This window comes from Streptomyces sp. NPDC048416 (genome assembly GCF_043200435.1).
Lineage (GTDB): Bacteria > Actinomycetota > Actinomycetes > Streptomycetales > Streptomycetaceae > Streptomyces.
In genome coordinates this window covers 48,832-67,541 of sequence record NZ_JBICXU010000027.1, presented here as the reverse complement: position 1 = coordinate 67,541, position 18,710 = coordinate 48,832, and the positions used below count along the sequence as shown (strand labels likewise).

Genomic DNA, 18,710 nt, shown 5'->3' with positions numbered 1-18,710 from the left:
GGTGCCTCCCCGGTGTGCGGGCCCCCGGACGCGATCCGTATTCCATTGTCGCCCTGAGCCACGCGGACGGCGAGGCGAGCCGGACACCGAGCGCGCGACGAGCCACACCCGCAAGGGGCTCGGTGCGAGGGCTCGGGACGACGTCGGTCCCGTGCGACGAGCCGCACCCGCAAGGGGCTCGGCGCGACGGATCGGGACGACGTCAGTCCCGCGCTCCCCCGAAGGTGCCCAGAATCCGCTCGGCGGCGAGCGTGGCCGTCAACTCCCCGTCCCTGACCTGTTGTTCGAGGGCGGGAGCCAGCGCGCGGACGGCCGGGTCGGAACGCAGCCGGCCCAGGAGTTCGTCGCGCACCATCGTCCACGTCCAGTCGACCTGCTGGTCACGGCGTTTCGCGGCCAGGCGGCCGGTGGAGTCCATCAGGGCACGGTGTTGTTCCAGGCGTTCCCACACGGTGTCGAGGCCCTGCGATTCGCGGGCGCTACAGCTCAGTACCGGCGGCGCCCAGAACGCGTCCGGGCCGTGCATCAGGCGCAGCGCGCCCGCCAACTCCCGTGCCGCCGACTGGGCGTCGCGTTCGTGCGGGCCGTCCGCCTTGTTGACGGCGATCACGTCGGCCAGCTCCAGGACGCCCTTCTTGATGCCCTGGAGCTGGTCGCCGGTGCGGGCCAGCGTCAGGAGCAGGAAGGAGTCGACCATGTTCGCGACCGCGGTCTCCGACTGGCCGACGCCGACCGTCTCCACCAGCACGACGTCATGGCCCGCGGCCTCCATCACCACGATGGACTCGCGGGTCGCCTTCGCGACGCCGCCGAGTGTGCCGGCGGTGGGGGAGGGGCGCACGAACGCCGCCGGGTCGACCGCCAGGCGCTCCATCCGGGTCTTGTCGCCCAGGATCGAGCCGCCGGTGCGGCTGGAGGACGGGTCCACCGCCAGCACCGCGACCCGGTGCCCGGCCGCGGTGAGCCGGGTCCCGAACGCGTCGATGAACGTCGATTTGCCGACACCCGGCACACCGCTCACGCCGATCCGCCGCGCCTTGCCGCTGTGCGGCAGCAGCGCCGTGAGCAGTTCCTGTGCCAGGGCCCGGTGCCGGGGGTGGGTGGACTCGACGAGGGTGATGGCGCGCGCGACGAGCGCCCGCTTCCCGTCGAGGACCCCCTTCACATAGGCGTCGACATCGATCACAGCTCGTGCCCGAGGCCGACCGCAAGACGCCGCACCAGGTCGTGGGCCGCGTCCGGGATCACCGTCCCGGGCGGGAACACGGCCGCCGCACCCATCTCCAGCAGCGTCGGCACGTCCTGCGGCGGGATCACACCGCCCACCACCACCATGATGTCCTCGCGCCCCTCCGCGGCGAGCTCTTCCCGCAGCGCCGGTACGAGGGTGAGGTGGCCGGCCGCCAGGGAGGAGACCCCGACGATGTGGACGTCCGCCTCGACGGCCTGACGGGCGACCTCACCGGGCGTCTGGAACAGCGGACCCACGTCCACGTCGAAGCCCAGGTCGGCGAAGGCGGTGGCGATCACCTTCTGGCCCCGGTCGTGGCCGTCCTGGCCCATTTTGGCGACCAGAATGCGCGGCCGGCGGCCCTCGGCCTCCTCGAAGTCGGACACCAGGGCCCGGGTGCGCTCCACGGCGGGGGATTCACCTGCTTCGTTGCGGTAGACACCGGAAATGGTACGGATCTGGCTCGCGTGGCGGCCGTACACCTTCTCCAGGGCGTCGGAGATCTCGCCGACGGTGGCCATGGCGCGGGCCGCGTTCACGGCCAGCTCCAGAAGGTTGCCCTCGCCCCCGGCGGCGCGGGTCAGCGCGTCCAGCGCGTCCTGGCAGGCCCGCTCGTCGCGCTCGGCGCGCAGCCGGCGCAGCTTCTCGATCTGCTGGGTGCGCACGGAGGAGTTGTCGACGGCTCGGACGTCGATCTGCTCGTCGGTCTCGACCCGGTACTTGTTGACGCCGATGACCGGCTGGCGACCGGAGTCGATGCGCGCCTGGGTGCGCGCCGCCGCCTCCTCGATACGGAGCTTGGGGATGCCCGCGTCGATGGCCTTGGCCATGCCGCCCGCCGCCTCCACCTCCTGGATGTGCTGCCAGGCACGGCGCGCGAGGTCGTGGGTCAGCTTCTCGACGTAGGCGCTGCCGCCCCACGGGTCGATGACCCGGGTCGTGCCCGACTCCTGCTGGATGAGCAGCTGGGTGTTGCGGGCGATGCGGGCGGAGAAGTCGGTGGGCAGCGCCAGCGCCTCGTCGAGGGCGTTGGTGTGCAGCGACTGGGTGTGTCCCTGGGTCGCCGCCATCGCCTCCACACACGTACGCGTCACGTTGTTGAACACGTCCTGCGCCGTCAACGACCAGCCCGACGTCTGCGAATGGGTGCGCAGCGAAAGGGACTTGGTGTTCTGCGGGTCGAACTGCTTGACCAGCTTGGCCCACAGCAGGCGCGCCGCCCGCAGCTTGGCGACCTCCATGAAGAAGTTCATGCCGATCGCCCAGAAGAAGGAGAGCCGGGGCGCGAACGCGTCCACGTCCAGGCCCGCCTCACGCCCGGCCCTGATGTACTCCACTCCGTCCGCGAGCGTGTACGCGAGCTCCAAGTCGGCCGTCGCACCGGCCTCTTGGATGTGGTAGCCGGAGATGGAGATCGAGTTGTAGCGGGGCATCCGCTGCGAGGTGTACGCGAAGATGTCGGAGATGATCCGCATCGACGGCTTCGGCGGATAGATGTAGGTGTTGCGGACCATGAACTCCTTGAGGATGTCGTTCTGAATGGTCCCGGCCAGCTTCTCGGGCGGCACGCCCTGTTCCTCCGCCGCCACGATGTACAGCGCGAGCACCGGCAGCACGGCGCCGTTCATCGTCATCGACACCGTCATCCGGTCCAGCGGGATGCCGTCGAAGAGCTGCCGCATGTCGTAGATGGAGTCGATGGCCACGCCCGCCATGCCGACGTCACCGGTCACCCGCGGGTGGTCACTGTCGTATCCGCGGTGGGTGGGCAGGTCGAAGGCGACCGACAGGCCCTTCTGCCCTGCCGCGAGGTTGCGGCGGTAGAAGGCGTTGGACTCCTCGGCCGTCGAGAAGCCCGCGTACTGGCGGATCGTCCACGGCTGGTTGACGTACATCGTCGGGTAGGGCCCGCGCAGGTACGGGGCGACACCGGGATAGGTGTCGAGGAAGTCGACGCCCTCCAGGTCACGGTCGGTGTACAGCGGCTTGACCGCGATGCCCTCGGGGGTCTCCCACGTCGGTTCGCCACCGTCCGTCGCCGCCCGGGCGGCGGTGCGCCATTGTTCGGCGCCGCCGTCGACGGCCGGCGTCCCGAGCTCGATCCCGGAGAAGTCGGGGATTCCCATCAGGACACTCCCATGCGGTCGAGGGTGGCGGTGAGCACGGCGACGGCGTCGCAGCCCGCGAAGACGTAGGAGTCCACTGCGGCATGCTGCCCGGGGCGGCCGGCGAGGAAGACGTGCCGCGCACCGGCTTGTGTGAGGGACCGGGCCGCTTCCTCGGCCTGCTCCTCGTACACCGCGTCGCTGGAGCAGAGACAGGCCTCCGTCGCGCCGCTGTCCTCGAACGTGCCGTCGGTGACGGACTCGATGCCGCCGGCCTGGAAGAGGTTGGCCGCGAACGTGGCCCGCGCGGTGTGGGCGCTCGCCGGGCCGAGGGTGGCCAGAAAGACGCGTGGCCTGGATCCGGTCGCCGCGAGGTGGGCGTCCGAGCGGGCACGCAGTTCCTCGTACGCCTCGTCGCGCCGCACGCGGGGCAGGCCGCCGGACGGCCGGGCGGGCGCGGGTTCGCGCTCGACGGGGCGTTCGGCGAGGTTCGGGAACTCACTGACCCCGGTGATCGGTTCACGCCGGTTGGCGAGCTTCGCGCCGCGCTTACGCCAGGTGTCCGCGAGGTCCTGGCCGAGCCGGCCCGAGCGCAGGGCCGCCGCGAGGCCGCCGAGCCCTTCGAGCCGGCGGAAGAACTCCCAGCCCGCGTGGGCGAGTTCATCGGTCAGACGCTCCACGTACCAGGAACCGCCCGCCGGGTCGATCACCCGGGACAGGTGAGACTCCTCGATCAGGATCGTCGAGGTGTTGCGGGCGATGCGCCGGGCGAAGGCGTCGGGGAGGCCGAGCGCGTGGTCGAAGGGCAGCACGGTGACGGCGTCGGCGCCGCCCACTCCGGCCGCCAGGGTGGCCACCGTGGTGCGCAGCATGTTCACCCAGGGGTCGCGGCGCGACATCATCACCGGTGAGGTCACGGCGTGCTGGACCTGCGCCCCGGCGGCGGGCGCCCCGCACACTTCGGCGACCCGCGCCCACAGCCGGCGCGCGGCCCGCAGCTTGGCGATCGTGAGGAACTGGTCCGCGCTGGCCGCGTACCGGAACTCCAGCTGCGCGCAGGCCTGTTCCACACTCAGCCCGGCATCGGTGAGCTCACGCAGATAGGCGACGCCGGTCGCCAGGGAGGCGCCGAGCTCCTGCGCGGCGGAACCTCCGGCCTCGTGATAGGGCATCGCGTTCACGGTCAGCGCCCGCAGGCCCGGGTACTGCTCGGCGCACCGCAGCGCGAGGGACGCGGCGGGCTGGAAGTCCAACTCCTCGCCGGTACGGGCTTCGTGGCCCAGCGGGTCGGCGCCGAGGCTGCCGCGCGCCGCCTCCTTGGCGACGCCCCGCTCCTCGTAGAGCCGCAGCAACTCCTGCGCGGCGGCCTCGGCATCGCGTCCCGCGTCCAGGACGACGGATGCCAGGTCGAGGTAGACCCCGTCGAGCACCGTGCCGAGGCGGGACACGGGGAAGCCTCCCTCGCCGAGCACCAGCCACAGCGAGGTGGCCCCGTTTTCGAGGTCCGCGAGCACCGTGGCGCCGTCGCCCACCGTGTGCTGCTGGCGTACGTCCCAGCCGCCCGCGGTGTTCCCCTCGGCGCGGCTCCCCCGCACGAAGGGCGCGAAGCCGGGGAAACCGGCGGACACGGCTTCGGGCGCGGTGGTGTGCGCGGTGTACAGGGGCCGGGTGCGCAACCCGTCCTCCAGCGCGGTGGACAGGGCGTCCTCCGCTGCCACGCCGGAGGTTTCCCTGCCCGACTTGCGCAGGACACCAGCCACGAGGCTGTGCCACTGCTCAAGGGTCGCGTCAGGGAACTCGGCGGCCAGAGAGAGCCCGTCGTCAGGCAGGACCGTCATGCTCGGATGCTAGGTCAGTTCCACAAAGGAGCAGCAGGGGGCAGGGCTGTGACCTTGACCTCTTTGGCGCCATGACCTCGGCGTCCTCGACGCGCGCCCGTCGTGCCGCGCGTCACGCCCGCAGGAAGGCGAGGACCGCGAGCACCCTGCGATGGGTGTCGGTCGCCGGGGGCAGATCCAGCTTGGTGAAGATGCTGCCGATGTGCTTGCCCACGGCGGCCTCGGACACCACCAGTTCGCCGGCGATCGCGCTGTTCGACCTGCCTTCCGCGATCAACGCCAGGACCTCTCTCTCGCGCGGGGTCAGCCGCTCCAGCGGATCGCGGCGGCGGCGCAGCAGGTGGCGCACGACGTCCGGATCGACGACCGTGCCACCGGCCGCCACCTCGCCCAGCGCGTCCATGAACGCCTCGATGTGGCCGACGCGGTCCTTGAGGAGATAACCGACGCCGGATCCGTCGCCGGAGTCCAGGAGTTCCGCGGCGTAGGCCCGTTGGACGTACTGGCTGAGGACCACCACGGGCAGGTCGGGGCGCCGCTCGCGCAGCCGGACCGCCGCGTGCAGCCCCTCGTCCGCAAAACCGGGAGGCATGCGCACATCCGTCACCACCATGTCCGGCGCGTGCTCGTCGACCGCGACGATCAGGGCTTCGGCGTCGCCGACGGCTGCCACGACCTCGTGTCCGCAGCGGCCGAGCAACCCGATGAGCCCTTCCCTGAGCAGCACGCTGTCCTCGGCCAGCACTATGCGCAGCGCTCTCGTCATCGGTCGGTCGGCTCGCAAGGGAACTCCACACGCAACAGGGTCGGTCCGCCCGGCGGGCTGGACAGGGAGAGTCTTCCATCAAGGACCGACACCCGGTCGGCGAGTCCGGCCAGCCCGCTCCCGGCGGCGGGGTCCGCGCCGCCCCGGCCTTCGTCGTACACCGTGAGGAACAGCCGTCCCTCGCGATGCCTGCCGCTCACCCGCGCACGGTCCGCCCCACTGTGCCGTGCGACATTGACCAGCGCCTCGCAGACCACGAAGTACGCGGCGGACTCCACGGAAGGGGGCAGCCGGCCGGGGAGTTCGACGTCGGTGTCGACGGTGACCGCCGAGCGGTCCGCGGCATCGTCGACCGCCGCGCACAGACCGTAGTCCGTGAGGACTTTGGGGTGGATTCCACGGATCAGTTCGCGCAGCTCGGCGAGTACCAGGCCCGCCTCTTCGTGGGCCCTTGCCAGCTGTTCGGCGAGCGGACCCGGCGGTACGTCGAGGCGGGCCACACCGAGCGTCAGGGTGAGCGCCACCAGCCGCTGCTGAGCGCCGTCGTGCAAGTCCCGCTCGATGCGCCGCCGTTCCGTCTCGAAGGCGTCCACGAGCCGCATACGGGACCGCGTCACGTCCGCCAGCTCCGCCCCCAACCCGCTCTCGGGCGAGGCGATCAGAAGGCGTGTCAGGTGGCCGCGGGCGCCGGCGACGATCGCCAGGACGTACGCGCCGAGGCCCAGGAGGACGAGCCCGAGCACGGCGGCGGCGAACGCCGCGGGCCAGGTGGTGACCGTCACCAGCTTGAGCACCTTGGTCTCGCGGCCGTCGCCCACGGTGGCCATGAGCAGCGGTGTCAGGGTCATGGACAGCGGAAGCAGCAGTGCGACCGTGAACGTGAGGATGTCGACGAGCCACAGACACCCCGCGAACAGCAGGGCGTAACCGAGCTCGCGCCAGGTCGCCCGTTCCGTGAGGCGTGTCGTCAGCCATGCCCGCAGCCCCACGTCACCGGGCGGCTCGTGCTGGTCGGCCGCCGGTTTCCGGTCGATCAGACGCAGCCTGCGCCGCTCCAGCGCGGCCACCGGTATCCCGGCGAGGGCCGTGGCGACGAGCAGCGGCAGCCCCACCCCGACGACGGCAAGGACGCCGCCCAGCACGGCCGGCACCACGATCGCGAGCAAGGTGGCGGCGCCCATGAACGCGCCGGTGAGCAGATAGGCGACCGAGCGCCATGGCCACGGCGACAGCAGGAAGTTCGGCCGGGCGACGGCCTGCCACACGTTCCGAGGGTGCATGGCGATCACCGTAGAAGGCCCGCCCCGGCCGACGCCATCCGTCCAGAGGGAGGAACGGAGGTATGCCTGGCCCTACCCCAGGTGTCGGTTCCGCCGTAATGCGCCGCCCCGCCTCCGTGCGATGTCGTGGAGTCCGCACGCAAGCCGCCTTCGGGGCGGCAGCCAACCACGACCACACCGGAGCCCGTCCCGTGCTGAACATAGCCCTGCGCACCCTGCACACGCGGTGGATCACCTTCGTCGGCAGCTTCGTCGCGCTCGCGCTGGGTGTCGCGCTGATGACCGCGATGGGCCTGGCCCTGTCCTCATCGCTGGACGCGCCCGACCGGAAACCGGAACGGTTCGCCGTCGCGCCGGTCGTGGTCAAGGGGGCGGACACGCTGACCGTCTCCACTGCGAGCGGCGACAGAACCCGGGCACTGCCCAGGCCGCGCCCCGTGCCCGCGGCCACCGTCGCGCGCCTGAGAAGGCTCGGTCCCGTGGTCGAGGACCGGTCCTTCGCCGTACGGGCGAGCGGCGGCCCCGACGAGCTGGTGGGCCACCCCTGGTCCACCGCGGCCTTCGCCCCGTACGCACTTCACGCGGGGCGCGCACCCCGTACGGCCGACGAGGTCGTCATCAGCGGTGACTGGGCGAAGCCGGGCCGGAGTGTGCGCACGGACCACGGCACTGTCCGCGTCGTCGGCACGGTCGCGGACCGGGGTTTCGAGAAGGCGCTCTTCTACACCGATGCGCGTGCCGCCCAACTCGCCACCACCAGCGTCCAGTTGGTCGTCGACGCGGATCCCGGGCCGGTACGCGAGGCGGTGCGCGGCAGCGGCGCGCACGTGCTGACCGGGGACGCACGCCGGTACGCCGACGCCGACCCGGACCGGGACTTGGAGGCCCTGACCGCGATGAACGCCCTGTTCGGCACCTCGGCCGCCGTCACCTGCTTCGTGTCGGTGTTCGTGGTGGCCTCCACGTTCGCCTTCGCGGTCGCCGGACGCCGCCGGGAGTTCGGGCTGCTGCGCATGGCCGGAGCGACACCGGGCCAGATCCGCCGGACGGTACTCGCGGAGGCCATGGTCGTCGGCGTGCTCGCCTCCGGCGCCGGCTGCGTTCTCGGTGGGCTGGGCGCTCCGTGGCTGGCCGCCTGGGCGGTCCGGGGCGCGGTGGCGCCGGCCTGGTTCACCATCGACGCCTCCACGTGGCCCTACCATCTGGCCTTCTGGACGGGCGTGCTCGTCGCGCTCTGCGGTGCCGTGGCCGCGTCCTGGCGGGCCGGGCGCACCGCGCCGACGCAGGCACTGGGCGAGGCCCGCGTCGACATCCGTCCGATGCCGTGGGGGCGCAGGGTGTGCGGCGTCGCTCTGCTGCTGGGCGCCGTCGTGATCCTGGGCACGGCCCTCGCCACCGACCCCGGTGATCTCCTGCACCGCAAGAGTTACGTGAGCCGGCCCATGCTGCTGATCACGGCGGTCGCGCTCTTCGCCCCGGCCGTGGTGCGTCCGCTGGTCCGTGTGCTGGCCTGGCTCCCGGCTCAACTGCCGGGCGCGGGCGGCATGGTGGTGCGTGAGAACGCCGCCGCGGACATCCGGCGCACCGCCGCGATCGCGGCGCCCGTCCTCATCGCGGTCGCCCTCGCCGGCTCGCTCCTGGGCGCCACCGCCACCCTGAACGAGGCGAAGGCCACCGAGACGTGGGCGCGGACCAGCGCCGACTTCGTCATCACTGCCGCGGACGGCGAAGGATTCGACCCCGCGACGCTGCGCAGGCTGCGCGTCATACCCGGCGCCCAGGTGTCCGCGACGTCCTCCAGCGCCGTCTACGTCCTGGAGGACGGGGTGGCGCTCATCGCATCCGAAGCCCGTGCCGGCGAACCCCGCGCGCTCGCGGCCACCACGCACCTGCCGGTCGTCTCGGGCAGCACGGCCGACCTCGACGACCAGTCGATCATCGTCACGGAGGAGTGGCAACAGCACACGGTGGGCCGGCGCGTGCGGGTGTGGCTCGGTGACGGCACGGTGAAACAGTTGAGGATCGCCGCCGTGATGAGCACCGGCACCGGCGGCAACGGCGTCTACGTCACCCCGCGCAACGCGCCGGGCGCGCCCGTGGACCGCGTCGACGTCACCGTTGCGGACGGCGTCGACCCGGGCACCGTGACCACCGCGCTGCGAGCGGCGCTGCACTCGTCGGGCGGGCACCTCCTCACCAAACGGCAGTGGGTGCAGGCGAGTTGCCCGACAACGAACCGGACGACGAGGACGGGTCTGCTCCTGGTCCTCGGCATCGCCCTCCTCTACACCGGCATCTCCATGGCGAACACCATGGTCATGGCCGCCTCCGGCCGCAGGGGCGACCTGGCGGTGCTCCGGCTGGCCGGAGCGACCCGGTGGCAGGTGCTGCGGGTGGTGGGCGGCGAGGCGCTGCTGGTGGTGGCGGTGGGTGGAACGCTGGGCCTCGGGGTCACCGTGCTCAACCTGCTGGGCATGCGGACCGCCCTGGGTCTGTTGTCGGTGAGTGCCCCGATCGCGGTCCCCTGGGCGGCCCTCGGCGCGACGGTGGCCATCTGCGCGCTGCTCGCCGTGGTCGCCTCGGTCGTCCCCGCCTCGCTCGCCCTGCGCCGCGGGGCGAGCGAGCCGGTGGGCGCGGGCGAGTGACCTCAAGCGGCTCCCCGGTGCGGCCGGTCAGGACAGGATCTCGACGTACCCGTCCGTTCCGTGCACGCGGATCCGCTGTCCGTCCCGGATGAGGCGGGTGGCCTGCCCCACCCCCACGACGGCCGGCAAGCCGTACTCCCGGGCGATCACCGCTCCATGGGTCATGAGGCCGCCGACCTCCGTCACCAGACCCGCGATCGCGACGAACAGCGGCGACCAACTGGGGTCCGTGAAGGTCGTGACCAGGATGTCGCCCGCTTCGAGATCGGCGTCCGCCATGTCGAGGACGACGCGGGCCCTTCCCTCGATCGTCCCGGCGGAGACCGGCAGGCCGGTCAGGGCCCCGGCCGGCACGTCGTCGCGCCGGTACGCCCCGTTCAACACCTCACCGTCCGATGTGAGCACCCGGGGCGGTGTCAGCGCCTGGTACGAGCGGAACGCGTCCTTGCGCTCCTGGATGAGCCGACCGTCCACCTGGTGCGAGCACACCACGTCATGCAGTTCCTGGAACGTGAGGTGGAAGATGTCCTCCCGCTCGGGAAGCACACCGGCCCGCACCAGGCGGTCCGCCTCCTCCAGCAGGGCCCGCTTGTAGACGAAGTAGCGGCTGACGACACCGTACTTGGGGTACTCCCGGTACCCGACGAAGGTTCTGACCCGGTCGATCATCCGCTTGGTCTCGTCGGCCTTCAGGTCCCCGTCCGGCAGGGCCCGCAAGCGCGACAGCACATCCTGCTCCTTCTCCAGCGCCTTTTGCCGGCCCTGCTCGAAGCGGTGCGCCGCGGCGCCCGGCCCGAAGTTCCTCACGTTGTCGAGGATCACGGGCACCAGCGTGGCGGGGCGCTCGCGCCAGCGGGGCCTGGTGATGTCGATCTCGCCGACGCAGCGCATGCCGTACCGGTCGAGATAGGCCTCGATGGCCTCGCGCGCCTCGGTGCCGCCCGTGACCTTCGCCAGGTCGTCGAGGAAGCCCTCGTCCTCGACGCTCTCCAAGAACGCGACCACCTCGGGGTGTTGGCGGACCACGTCCGCGACGTCGAGCAGCGCGAGCCCCATTTCCGACGTGATGTTGTCCGGGGCGGACAGCGTGAGCGTGTCAGCCGCGTTCTTCTCGCCCAGCCACTCGCGCAGTCTGTCGTTGAGCCACCAGGTGGCCTCCATCCCCGCCATGATCGCCTGCATGCTCAGCGGGTCACCGAGCATCCGCTTGTGTTCGACGAAGGCCTCGCGCAGGAAGTCGAAGAGCTCCGGGCCGCTCTTCGTCCGGATCTCGCGCTCCAGGGCGGCGACGGACACCTCAGTGCGTTCGATCAGTTCGGCGACGATGGCCGGGTCGGTCGCGATCGCCGGGGCCGCGCCACCCGCCGACGGTGTGCCGGGACCGGCGTCCGGGAGCGAGGGAACGAAATCGCCGCGCTCCAGGATGGTTTCCAGCGCGTCCCTGGTCAGCGGGTCGCCCCTGCCCACGAGGTCCAGGAAGCCGGCCCGGCTCGCGGGGGACGCCAGACGCCGGGTGGCGTCGACGAACAGCCGGCCGCCGGCCTCCTGCATCGGCGCCATGGCGGTGAGCTGCCAGACCGAGAGCCCCAGGGGCTTCATGGGATCGGTCATCATCTGCTGATGGCCGACGGACAGATAGACGTGATTGTCCTGGTCGCCGCTCTCGGGGACCGGGAACAGCGTCGTGATGGGCCGGCTCTGGACGATCTGGAAGCCGTCGTCGGCCAGACACCACTCGATGTCCTGCGGGCGCCCGAAGTGCGCCTCGATCCGCCGCCCGAGCTCCACGATCCCCACGGCCTGCGCATCCGTCAGCGCAGGCTGCTCCTGGCGCCGCGGATCGACCGCGACCTCCTGCGTACCGCCGGTCGGCCGGGCGTGCACGGCACGCTCCTTGGCCGCGATCGTCCTGGCGACGACTTCGCCGTCCCGCACGGTGAAGACGTCCGGGTTCACCAGGCCGGAGACCAGGGCCTCGCCGAGTCCGAACCCGGCGTCCACCGTGGCGTCCTTCCGGTTGCCCGTGACGGGGTCGGCCGTGAACAGGATGCCCGCCGCGTGCGGGAAGACCATCCGCTGTACGACCACGGCCATGCGGACCGTCCGGTGGTCGATGCCGTTGCGGTGGCGGTAGGTCACCGCCCGCTCGGTGAACAGCGAGGCCCAGCAACGGCTGATGTGCTGGAGGACCGCCGCCGGCCCCACGACGTTCAGGTACGTGTCCTGCTGTCCCGCGAACGAAGCCGTCGGCAGGTCCTCCGCCGTCGCGCTGGACCGGACGGCGTAGGCGGCGTCCTCGCCGAAGCACGTGAGCGCGCCGGTGATCGCCGCCGCGACACCGTCCGGGACGGCAAGCCCTTCGATGGTGCGACGGATCCGCGCACTGAGCGCGCGGATCGCCTCGTTGTCGTCCGGGTCCGCGCGCGACAACCGGTCGAGCTGATCGCCGAGCGACGGCTCCTGCGCCATGACCTGCCCGAAGGCGTCCGTCGTCACGCAGAACCCGGCCGGCACGCGAATCCCCTCGATCCGCGACAGCCCGCCCAGGTGCGCGCCCTTGCCGCCGACGAGCGAGACCTGCGTCTCGTCGACTTCTCGTAGATCCAGGACGTACGGGTCAGTCATCGCGATCCCTCCGAGGCTGCCGTGATCCATCGTGCCGGGGCAGGCCGATCGAATCACCGGAGCCTCCACCTCTGTCTGTGTCGAACCTCTGGCGAAGCTCTCTCGGCGGATGATTCTGCGCCGTCACCGGGGCCTTGCGGCAAGCCCCCCTGTGCGCTATACGTTGAGAGTGGCAAGGAGAGAGCTCTCTCCTTGCCTTTGCTTTTGCCGCCTGCGGCCCGGTGCTGATGGACCTGGCAGGGAACGCCCAGGGACAGGCAGGGAACGTCCAGGCACAGGCAGAAACGTGCCAGGCACGGGCATGGCACCGGCATGCGACCCCGGGGCCGGGCGGTTCGCGTGGGGGAACGGGCACGACGGTCATTTCGGACCTGTCGGCGACCTGGCGCTCGATGCGGGCCGGGCGTGACGTCGCCGTGCGAGGGGTACTGCGTTACAACGCCCGGCCGACCCACCATACTGGTCGGGCCCCGATCACCCACAGAACGAATCCATGGCCAAAAACAGCAGCTCCTCGACCACCGTCCCCGACACCGCGTGGCTGGGGCGCGGGCGCCACCTCGGGCCCGAGCCCGAGCTCGACGTCCGGCGCAACCTGATCGCCCTCCAGGCGGCCGGTGTGCTCGACGACTTCCTGGACCTCGACCCCGTCGAGGCGGCCCGCTCCACCGTCCTGCACCCGCGCGACGAGTCAGCCGACCCCGGCCCGTCGGCCCGCCGTGTCTTCGAGGCCCGCTGGCGCGTGGCCGACGGCGTCATGGTGCGGGCGCAGCTCACCACGTACGACCCCGAGTCCCGCCGCAAGGAGGGGGAGGGCGTCACCTGGGTCCTGGCCGCCGAGGCGGAGCGCGCGTGGGACATGCACTGGCCCTCGCCCGCCACCGTGTTCTGGCCCGACAGCGACCGTGTCGCCTGGGACCACGACACGGTGGCGGGCCTGCGCCTGCGGACGACGAACCACCTGCCGAAGGACGACGACGAACTGCGCCACCGGCTGCGGGACTGCGCCCGGCAGAGCTGGTTCATCCATGTCGTGGTGCACGAGGCGATGACTCCGGACGCCAAGGGGCAGCAGCCGATCTCGGCCTTCCTGCCGCCGAGCCTGCGCCACCGGGTGGTCGAGCACCGGGGCACGCCCGAGCAGGCGCAGACCGCCGACTTCGCGATGAAGCGGGAACTCGGCGTGCGGATGCCGCGCGGCGGCGCCGTCGTGCTGCCATCGGCGACCCAGGGGCCCGAGTACGACGCGGAGCGTTTCACGGTGCGCACGGTCTTCCTCGACGGTTCGCAGCCGACCGAACTCCTCGACAGGATCAAGGAGTTCGCCGTCCTGCCCCGCGCGCTGCCGGACGACGCCGAGCGGGCCCTGACGCGCCTGCGCCAGGGCTGGCACCTGCTCACGCCGGACGAGGAACTGGTGCACGCGCAGGGCATGGTCATGAAGTACGCCGAAGCGCTCGACGCCATGACCAACTCCCGTGACCTGTACCGGGAAGCCGCCGAGGCGGCACAGGCCGCACTGGCCGAGTCGGGTGGGGGAGACGGCGGCGTACTCCGGGCACCCGTGCCGCGGCCCCTGAAGGCGGACGGGTCGCCGCTGACCGCCCTCACGAAGGCGTTCGGACGCTTCCGCGATCCCAACAAGTAGCAAAGCGGGGCCGGTTGCTTCTTACGGCTAGGGGGTGTCTGGTGGATCAGGGTCGGTCAGGGTGCGGCGCCTGGTGCGGTGCATCGCAAGGCGCCGGAACGTCGTGATAGCGGAGCTATCGGGGCGTTTCGGCAACGCCGCGAGGTGCCGTGCCAGGCGCCGCACCCCCGGCCATGATCCACCAGACACCCCCTAGCTCGGGTCGGCCGGCCTCTCCTCGGACGCGGCCACCCGACGGCAGGCGTCCAGGAGCGCGGCCAGGCGGCGCGACGGCGGATCGGGGCGGACCGCGAGGCACGTCAGGACCGAAGGAGCGGGTGCGGCGAACCGGCGGAAGGCGATGCGGGACCCCGGCTCGACGGCTGCCTGCGCCGCGTAGAACACCGTCCAGTTCGGCCGCCCCGATCCGATGGCGGCCAGCGCGTCCTGGTCGCAGGTGAAGGCCGGCCCGAGCATCGGCTCGAAGCCTGCGGACCGGCAGGCCTCGACGACCGTGTCGTACAGGTGGGGATTGTCCTGCCGTGCCGTGATCCGCAGCGGCAGGCCGGCCAGGTCGGCGAGGTCGATCTCGTCCCCGCCGGCCAGGGCGTGGCAGGCGGGCAGCGCCGCGACGAGGTCGTCGCTCCACAGCGGCAGGAGTTCCAGATCGGGGCTGTGGTCGGCGCCGCGGATGAACGCGGCGTCCCACGCGCCCTCCCGTACGCGCCGCAGGCGCTGTGCGGCCGGCGCGCCGTGCAACTCCACGCTGAGATCGGGGGCTTGCTCGCCGAGAACGGTGAGCAGCTCGTCCAGACGCGAGCCGAGGCCGATGTTGGTGCCCACCCGCAGAGTCGTCTCGTCCTCGCCGCGCAGGGTGCTCATCGCGTCGAGCGCCGCCCGCTCGGCGCGTATCAAGGCGCGGGCGCGGGGCAGGAAGGCGCGCCCGGCCGGCGTCAGCGTCACCGTGCGCGTGGTGCGGTCGAACAGGTCCAGGCCGAACTCCCGCTCCAGGCGCCGGATCTGCTGGCTCACGGCGGGCTGTCCGATGTGCAGGCGCGCCGCCGCACGGCCGAAGTGCAGTTCCTCGGCCACGGCCACGACGTAGTGCGCTTGGCGCAACTCCACTGTGCGCCACCCCCATTCATCACGATGACTGATCGGACGATAGCGGATCACCCCTTGGTCCCGCTCGGCAACTGCGCTGGAATGAGGGACATCGGAGCAGGTCAGGGCAGGGTCCGGGGAGCGGGCCCGTCGCGGGAAGGGGTACGGCGATGGCGTTCGCCATGGTGCGCGGCAACCGGCTCGCGTACGAGGATCACGGGGCCGGCCGGCCGCTGGTGTTCCTGCACGGGTGGGGGACCAGTGGGCGGGTGTGGGATGCGCAGGCCGTCGACCTGGTGGCCGACCACCGGGTGATCACACTCGACTTGCGTGGCTGCGGACGCTCCGACCGGCCCGCGACGGGCTACACGATCGCCGAAGTCACCCGCGACGTACTGGAGTTCCTTGATGGGGTGGGCGTCGAACGGCCCGTGCTGATCGGATCGTCGATCGCCGGGTCCTTCCTCGTCGAGGCGGCGCTCGCCGCGCCCGACCGGCTCGGCGGCATCGTGCCGGTCGACGCGGGGGTGCACCACTTCGTCGGCAGGCACAAGGAGATCGACCAGCTCCTGGCCGCCCTGCGGGCCGACCGGGCGGGCACTCTCGCGGACTTCGTCCCGCGCTGGTACCGGCCGGACGCGGCCACCGCCCTCATCGACCGGACCGTCCGGCAGATCCTCGACGCCGGCTGCCTCATCGACGGGCTGCTCGTCGACCAGGCCGGCTACGACCCCCGCCCCCGGCTGGGCGGGATCACCGTCCCGACCCACTTCCTGCACGGCGAGCTGGACACAGAGGTGCCGCTGAGCATCCCGCAGGAATGCGTGGAGCTCATTCCCGGAGCCCGGATGACAGTCGTCGAAGGCGCCGGCCACATGGCGCAACAGGACCGGGCGGACCTCTTCACCCGTGCCCTGCGCGACGCCCTGCGGTGACTTCTTCCACGCGCCGTGGGCCCAGCACCACCCCCCATACGCACGACGAAGGAGAACGAGTGATGTCGGACAACCGTGTCATCGTGGTCACCGGCGCGACCGGCCGCCAAGGAGGTGCCACCGCCCGCGCCCTGCTGTCCCGCGGACGGACGGTGCACGCGCTGGTGCGCGACCCCGGCAAGCCCGCGGCGCTGGCACTGAAGGAGGCCGGAGCGGTCCTGGTCCAGGGCGACCTGGACGAGTACGCCTCGATCGAGCGCGCACTGCGCCGTGCGTACGGTGTGTTCAGCGTGCAGACCTTCACCGGGCCCGGCGGTCTGGCCGGCGAGGTGCGCCAGGGCAGGGCCGTCGCCGATGCGGCCGCCCGCGCCGGCGTGGCGCACTTCGTGTACAGCTCCGTCGACGGCGCCGACCGGCCCGGAGAGGTCGAGCACTTCGCGAGCAAGGGCGAGATCGAGCGGCACATCGCATCCCTCGGCCTGCCGGCGACGATCCTGCGGCCTACGTTCTTCGTCACCAACTTCGAGCACCTGGGCCCGCAGTGGCAGAACGGCGAGCTGGTCTTCACGTTCGCCCTGGCCGCGGGGACAAGCCTCCAGATGATCACTCCTGAGGACATCGGGGCCATCGCCGCCGAGGTGTTCGACTCGCCGGACGACTACCTGGGACGCGCCGTCGAGATCGCCGGGGACGAACTGACCGGGCCGCGGATGGCCGAGGTGTTCGCCCGTGCGGCCGGTCGCCCCGTGCGGTTCGTCCCCCAGCCGATCGAGCAGATCCGTGCCGTCAGCGAGGAGACGGCGGCCATGTTCGACTGGTTCGCCACCGTGGGCTTCCGGGCGGACCTGCCTGCTTTGCGCGCCCGGCACCCCTATCTGACGACGCTCAAGGCGTGGGTGCGCGAGCACTGGTCCGTGCCGGTGGAACCGGGGGAGCCCGTCTCCTGAGAGCTCCCGGAACCGGTGGGAGCGACGCCGTGGGCGCGCCGCTCCCGACCGCACCAACTGCGCCGCCGGAAGCGGCAGTTGCTTGTCGTCGGCGCCCGCGGAGCGATCGGCGGTCAGTGGCTCCCGGTGAGTTCGCCGCTGAGCTTTTCGTGGATGTGGGCGCTCGGCTGGTTGAGGCCGACGATCTCAACGGACTTGCCGCGCTGGGCGTACTTGGTCTCGATGGCGTCGAGCGCGGCCACGGACGAGGCGTCCCAGACGTGGGTGTCGGAGAGGTCGATGACGACCTTCTCGGGGTCGGTGGCGTAGTTGAACCGGGTGACGAGATCGTTGGAGGAGGCGAAGAAGAGTTCGCCGGTCACGCGGTAGACGACCTGGGTGCCGTCCGGGTCGACGACGGCGGTGACGTCCGCGAGGTGGGCGACCCGCCGGGCGAAGATCACCATCGCGGTGACCGTGCCGACGACGACACCGATGGCCAGGTTGTGCGTGGCGACGACGACGGCGACGGTGAGCACCATCACTGTGATCTCCCCGACCGGCATCCGCCGGAGCGTCCTGGGCGCGATGGAGTGCCAGTCGAACGTCGCGAACGACACCATCACCATCACCGCGACGAGAGCGGCCATCGGGATGTCGGAGACGACCGGGCCGAAGACGATGCACAGCACCATCAGGAACGTGCCCGCGAGGAACGTCGACAGACGCGTACGGGCGCCGGACACCCGTACGTTGATCATGGTCTGGCCGATCATGGCGCAGCCGCCCATGCCACCGAAGAATCCGGTGACGATGTTGGCGATGCCCTGGCCGATGGACTCGCGGGTCTTGTTGGAACGCGTGTCGGTGATGTCGTCGACCAGCTTCGCCGTCATCAGCGACTCCATGAGACCCACCAGCGCCATGGCGAGCGCGTACGGGGCGATGGTGGTGAGGGTGTCGAGCGTGAACGGCACGTCGGGCAGGCCCGGAGTGGGCAGCGAGGAGGGCAGTTTGCCCTTGTCGCCGACGGTGGGCACCGCGATCGCGGCCGCGACCGTGATGACGGTCAGGATCACGATGGAGACCAGCGGAGCCGGGATCGTCCTGGTGACCTTGGGGAACAGCACCATGAGGACGAGCCCGCCGATGATCAGCGGGTAGACGGCCCAGGGCACGTCGTGCATCTCCGGCACCTGCGCCATGAAGATGAGAATCGCCAGGGCGTTGACGAACCCGACCATCACCGAGCGAGGTACGAAGCGCATCAGCCTGGCCACCCCGAGCGCGCCGAGCACGATCTGGAGGACACCGGCCAGGATCACTGCGGCGACCAGATGACCGAAGCCGTGCTCGCGGTTGAGTGGACCCATCACCAGGGCCACGGCGCCGGTGGCGGCGGAGATCATGGCGCGGCGGCCGCCGACGACGGAAATAGTGACGGCCATGGTGAAGGAGGCGCACAGGCCGATCGCCGGGTCGACCCCGACAATGATCGAGAACGAGATCGCCTCGGGGATCAGCGCGAGCCCCACCACCAGACCGGCCAGCACCTCGGTGCGCCACACCCGGGGATCGTTGAGCCAGTCGGGCATGAGGCCGCGCAGCCGGGCGGCCGGGGACAGTGC

General features: G+C 71.5%; 12 protein-coding genes. 4 read left to right on the top strand and 8 right to left on the bottom strand.

Features of this window, described 5'->3' with window-relative positions; all coding sequences use genetic code 11:
• Positions 1–202: 202 nt before the first annotated feature.
• From meaB to ACGFW5_RS27450, 5 genes are all read right to left on the bottom strand, one after another.
• Positions 203–1,186 carry a methylmalonyl Co-A mutase-associated GTPase MeaB gene (meaB, locus tag ACGFW5_RS27470; RefSeq protein WP_393836967.1) on the bottom strand — a complete coding sequence of 328 codons (984 nt, stop codon included), beginning with the start codon at positions 1,184–1,186 and terminating at the stop codon, positions 203–205.
• Positions 1,183–3,357 (bottom strand): methylmalonyl-CoA mutase, encoded by a 2,175-nt coding sequence (scpA, locus tag ACGFW5_RS27465; RefSeq protein ID WP_393836966.1) that lies wholly within the window; start codon positions 3,355–3,357, stop codon positions 1,183–1,185. The genes meaB and scpA overlap by 4 nt, the downstream gene beginning before the upstream one ends.
• Positions 3,357–5,174: a methylmalonyl-CoA mutase family protein gene (locus ACGFW5_RS27460; protein WP_393836965.1), complete on the bottom strand. Its 1,818-nt coding sequence runs from the start codon at positions 5,172–5,174 to the stop codon at positions 3,357–3,359. The genes scpA and ACGFW5_RS27460 overlap by 1 nt, the downstream gene beginning before the upstream one ends.
• Positions 5,175–5,286: 112 nt before the next feature.
• The gene (locus ACGFW5_RS27455) at positions 5,287–5,919 is read right to left on the bottom strand and encodes a response regulator (protein WP_393836999.1); all 633 of its coding nucleotides are present in this window, start codon (positions 5,917–5,919) and stop codon (positions 5,287–5,289) included.
• 17 nt (positions 5,920–5,936) lie between these two features.
• Positions 5,937–7,220, bottom strand: coding sequence for a sensor histidine kinase (locus ACGFW5_RS27450; protein ID WP_393836964.1), 1,284 nt, complete (start codon positions 7,218–7,220; stop codon positions 5,937–5,939).
• A 191-nt stretch (positions 7,221–7,411) separates the two neighbouring features.
• Between ACGFW5_RS27450 and ACGFW5_RS27445 the strand changes: the two genes are divergently transcribed.
• The gene (locus ACGFW5_RS27445; RefSeq protein ID WP_393836963.1) at positions 7,412–9,865 is read left to right on the top strand and encodes an ABC transporter permease; all 2,454 of its coding nucleotides are present in this window, start codon (positions 7,412–7,414) and stop codon (positions 9,863–9,865) included.
• Between the two features lie 27 nt (positions 9,866–9,892).
• Here ACGFW5_RS27445 and rph read toward each other — a convergent pair whose 3' ends face one another.
• Positions 9,893–12,490: a rifamycin-inactivating phosphotransferase gene (rph, locus tag ACGFW5_RS27440; protein ID WP_393836962.1), complete on the bottom strand. Its 2,598-nt coding sequence runs from the start codon at positions 12,488–12,490 to the stop codon at positions 9,893–9,895.
• A 493-nt stretch (positions 12,491–12,983) separates the two neighbouring features.
• Between rph and ACGFW5_RS27435 the strand changes: the two genes are divergently transcribed.
• On the top strand, positions 12,984–14,138 hold the full coding sequence (locus ACGFW5_RS27435; RefSeq protein ID WP_393836961.1) for a hypothetical protein: 1,155 nt from the start codon (positions 12,984–12,986) through the stop codon (positions 14,136–14,138).
• A gap of 192 nt (positions 14,139–14,330) precedes the next feature.
• On the opposite strand, the gene ACGFW5_RS27430 is transcribed toward ACGFW5_RS27435, so the two are convergent.
• Positions 14,331–15,242: a LysR substrate-binding domain-containing protein gene (locus ACGFW5_RS27430; protein WP_393836960.1), complete on the bottom strand. Its 912-nt coding sequence runs from the start codon at positions 15,240–15,242 to the stop codon at positions 14,331–14,333.
• A 149-nt stretch (positions 15,243–15,391) separates the two neighbouring features.
• On the opposite strand from ACGFW5_RS27430, the gene ACGFW5_RS27425 reads away from it, so the two are divergent.
• Positions 15,392–16,156 (top strand): alpha/beta fold hydrolase, encoded by a 765-nt coding sequence (locus tag ACGFW5_RS27425; protein WP_393836959.1) that lies wholly within the window; start codon positions 15,392–15,394, stop codon positions 16,154–16,156.
• 62 nt (positions 16,157–16,218) lie between these two features.
• Positions 16,219–17,103: an NmrA/HSCARG family protein gene (locus ACGFW5_RS27420; protein ID WP_393836958.1), complete on the top strand. Its 885-nt coding sequence runs from the start codon at positions 16,219–16,221 to the stop codon at positions 17,101–17,103.
• 113 nt (positions 17,104–17,216) lie between these two features.
• Here the strand turns inward: ACGFW5_RS27420 and ACGFW5_RS27415 are convergent, their stop codons facing one another.
• A complete protein-coding gene (locus ACGFW5_RS27415; RefSeq protein WP_393836998.1) occupies positions 17,217–18,677 on the bottom strand; it encodes a SulP family inorganic anion transporter in 1,461 nt (486 codons plus the stop codon).
• Positions 18,678–18,710 lie beyond the last annotated feature (33 nt).

Bases quoted from the DNA above. Each gene is read 5' to 3' on its own strand.
- rph (WP_393836962.1), bottom strand. From the start codon at position 12,490: ATGACTGACCCGTACGTCCTGGATCTACGAGAAGTCGACGAGACGCAG.
- ACGFW5_RS27425 (WP_393836959.1), top strand. From the start codon at position 15,392: ATGGCGTTCGCCATGGTGCGCGGCAACCGGCTCGCGTACGAGGATCAC.
- ACGFW5_RS27450 (WP_393836964.1), bottom strand. From the start codon at position 7,220: ATGCACCCTCGGAACGTGTGGCAGGCCGTCGCCCGGCCGAACTTCCTG.
- ACGFW5_RS27415 (WP_393836998.1), bottom strand. From the start codon at position 18,677: ATGCCCGACTGGCTCAACGATCCCCGGGTGTGGCGCACCGAGGTGCTG.
- ACGFW5_RS27460 (WP_393836965.1), bottom strand. From the start codon at position 5,174: ATGACGGTCCTGCCTGACGACGGGCTCTCTCTGGCCGCCGAGTTCCCT.
- scpA (WP_393836966.1), bottom strand. From the start codon at position 3,357: ATGGGAATCCCCGACTTCTCCGGGATCGAGCTCGGGACGCCGGCCGTC.
- ACGFW5_RS27420 (WP_393836958.1), top strand. From the start codon at position 16,219: ATGTCGGACAACCGTGTCATCGTGGTCACCGGCGCGACCGGCCGCCAA.
- ACGFW5_RS27435 (WP_393836961.1), top strand. From the start codon at position 12,984: ATGGCCAAAAACAGCAGCTCCTCGACCACCGTCCCCGACACCGCGTGG.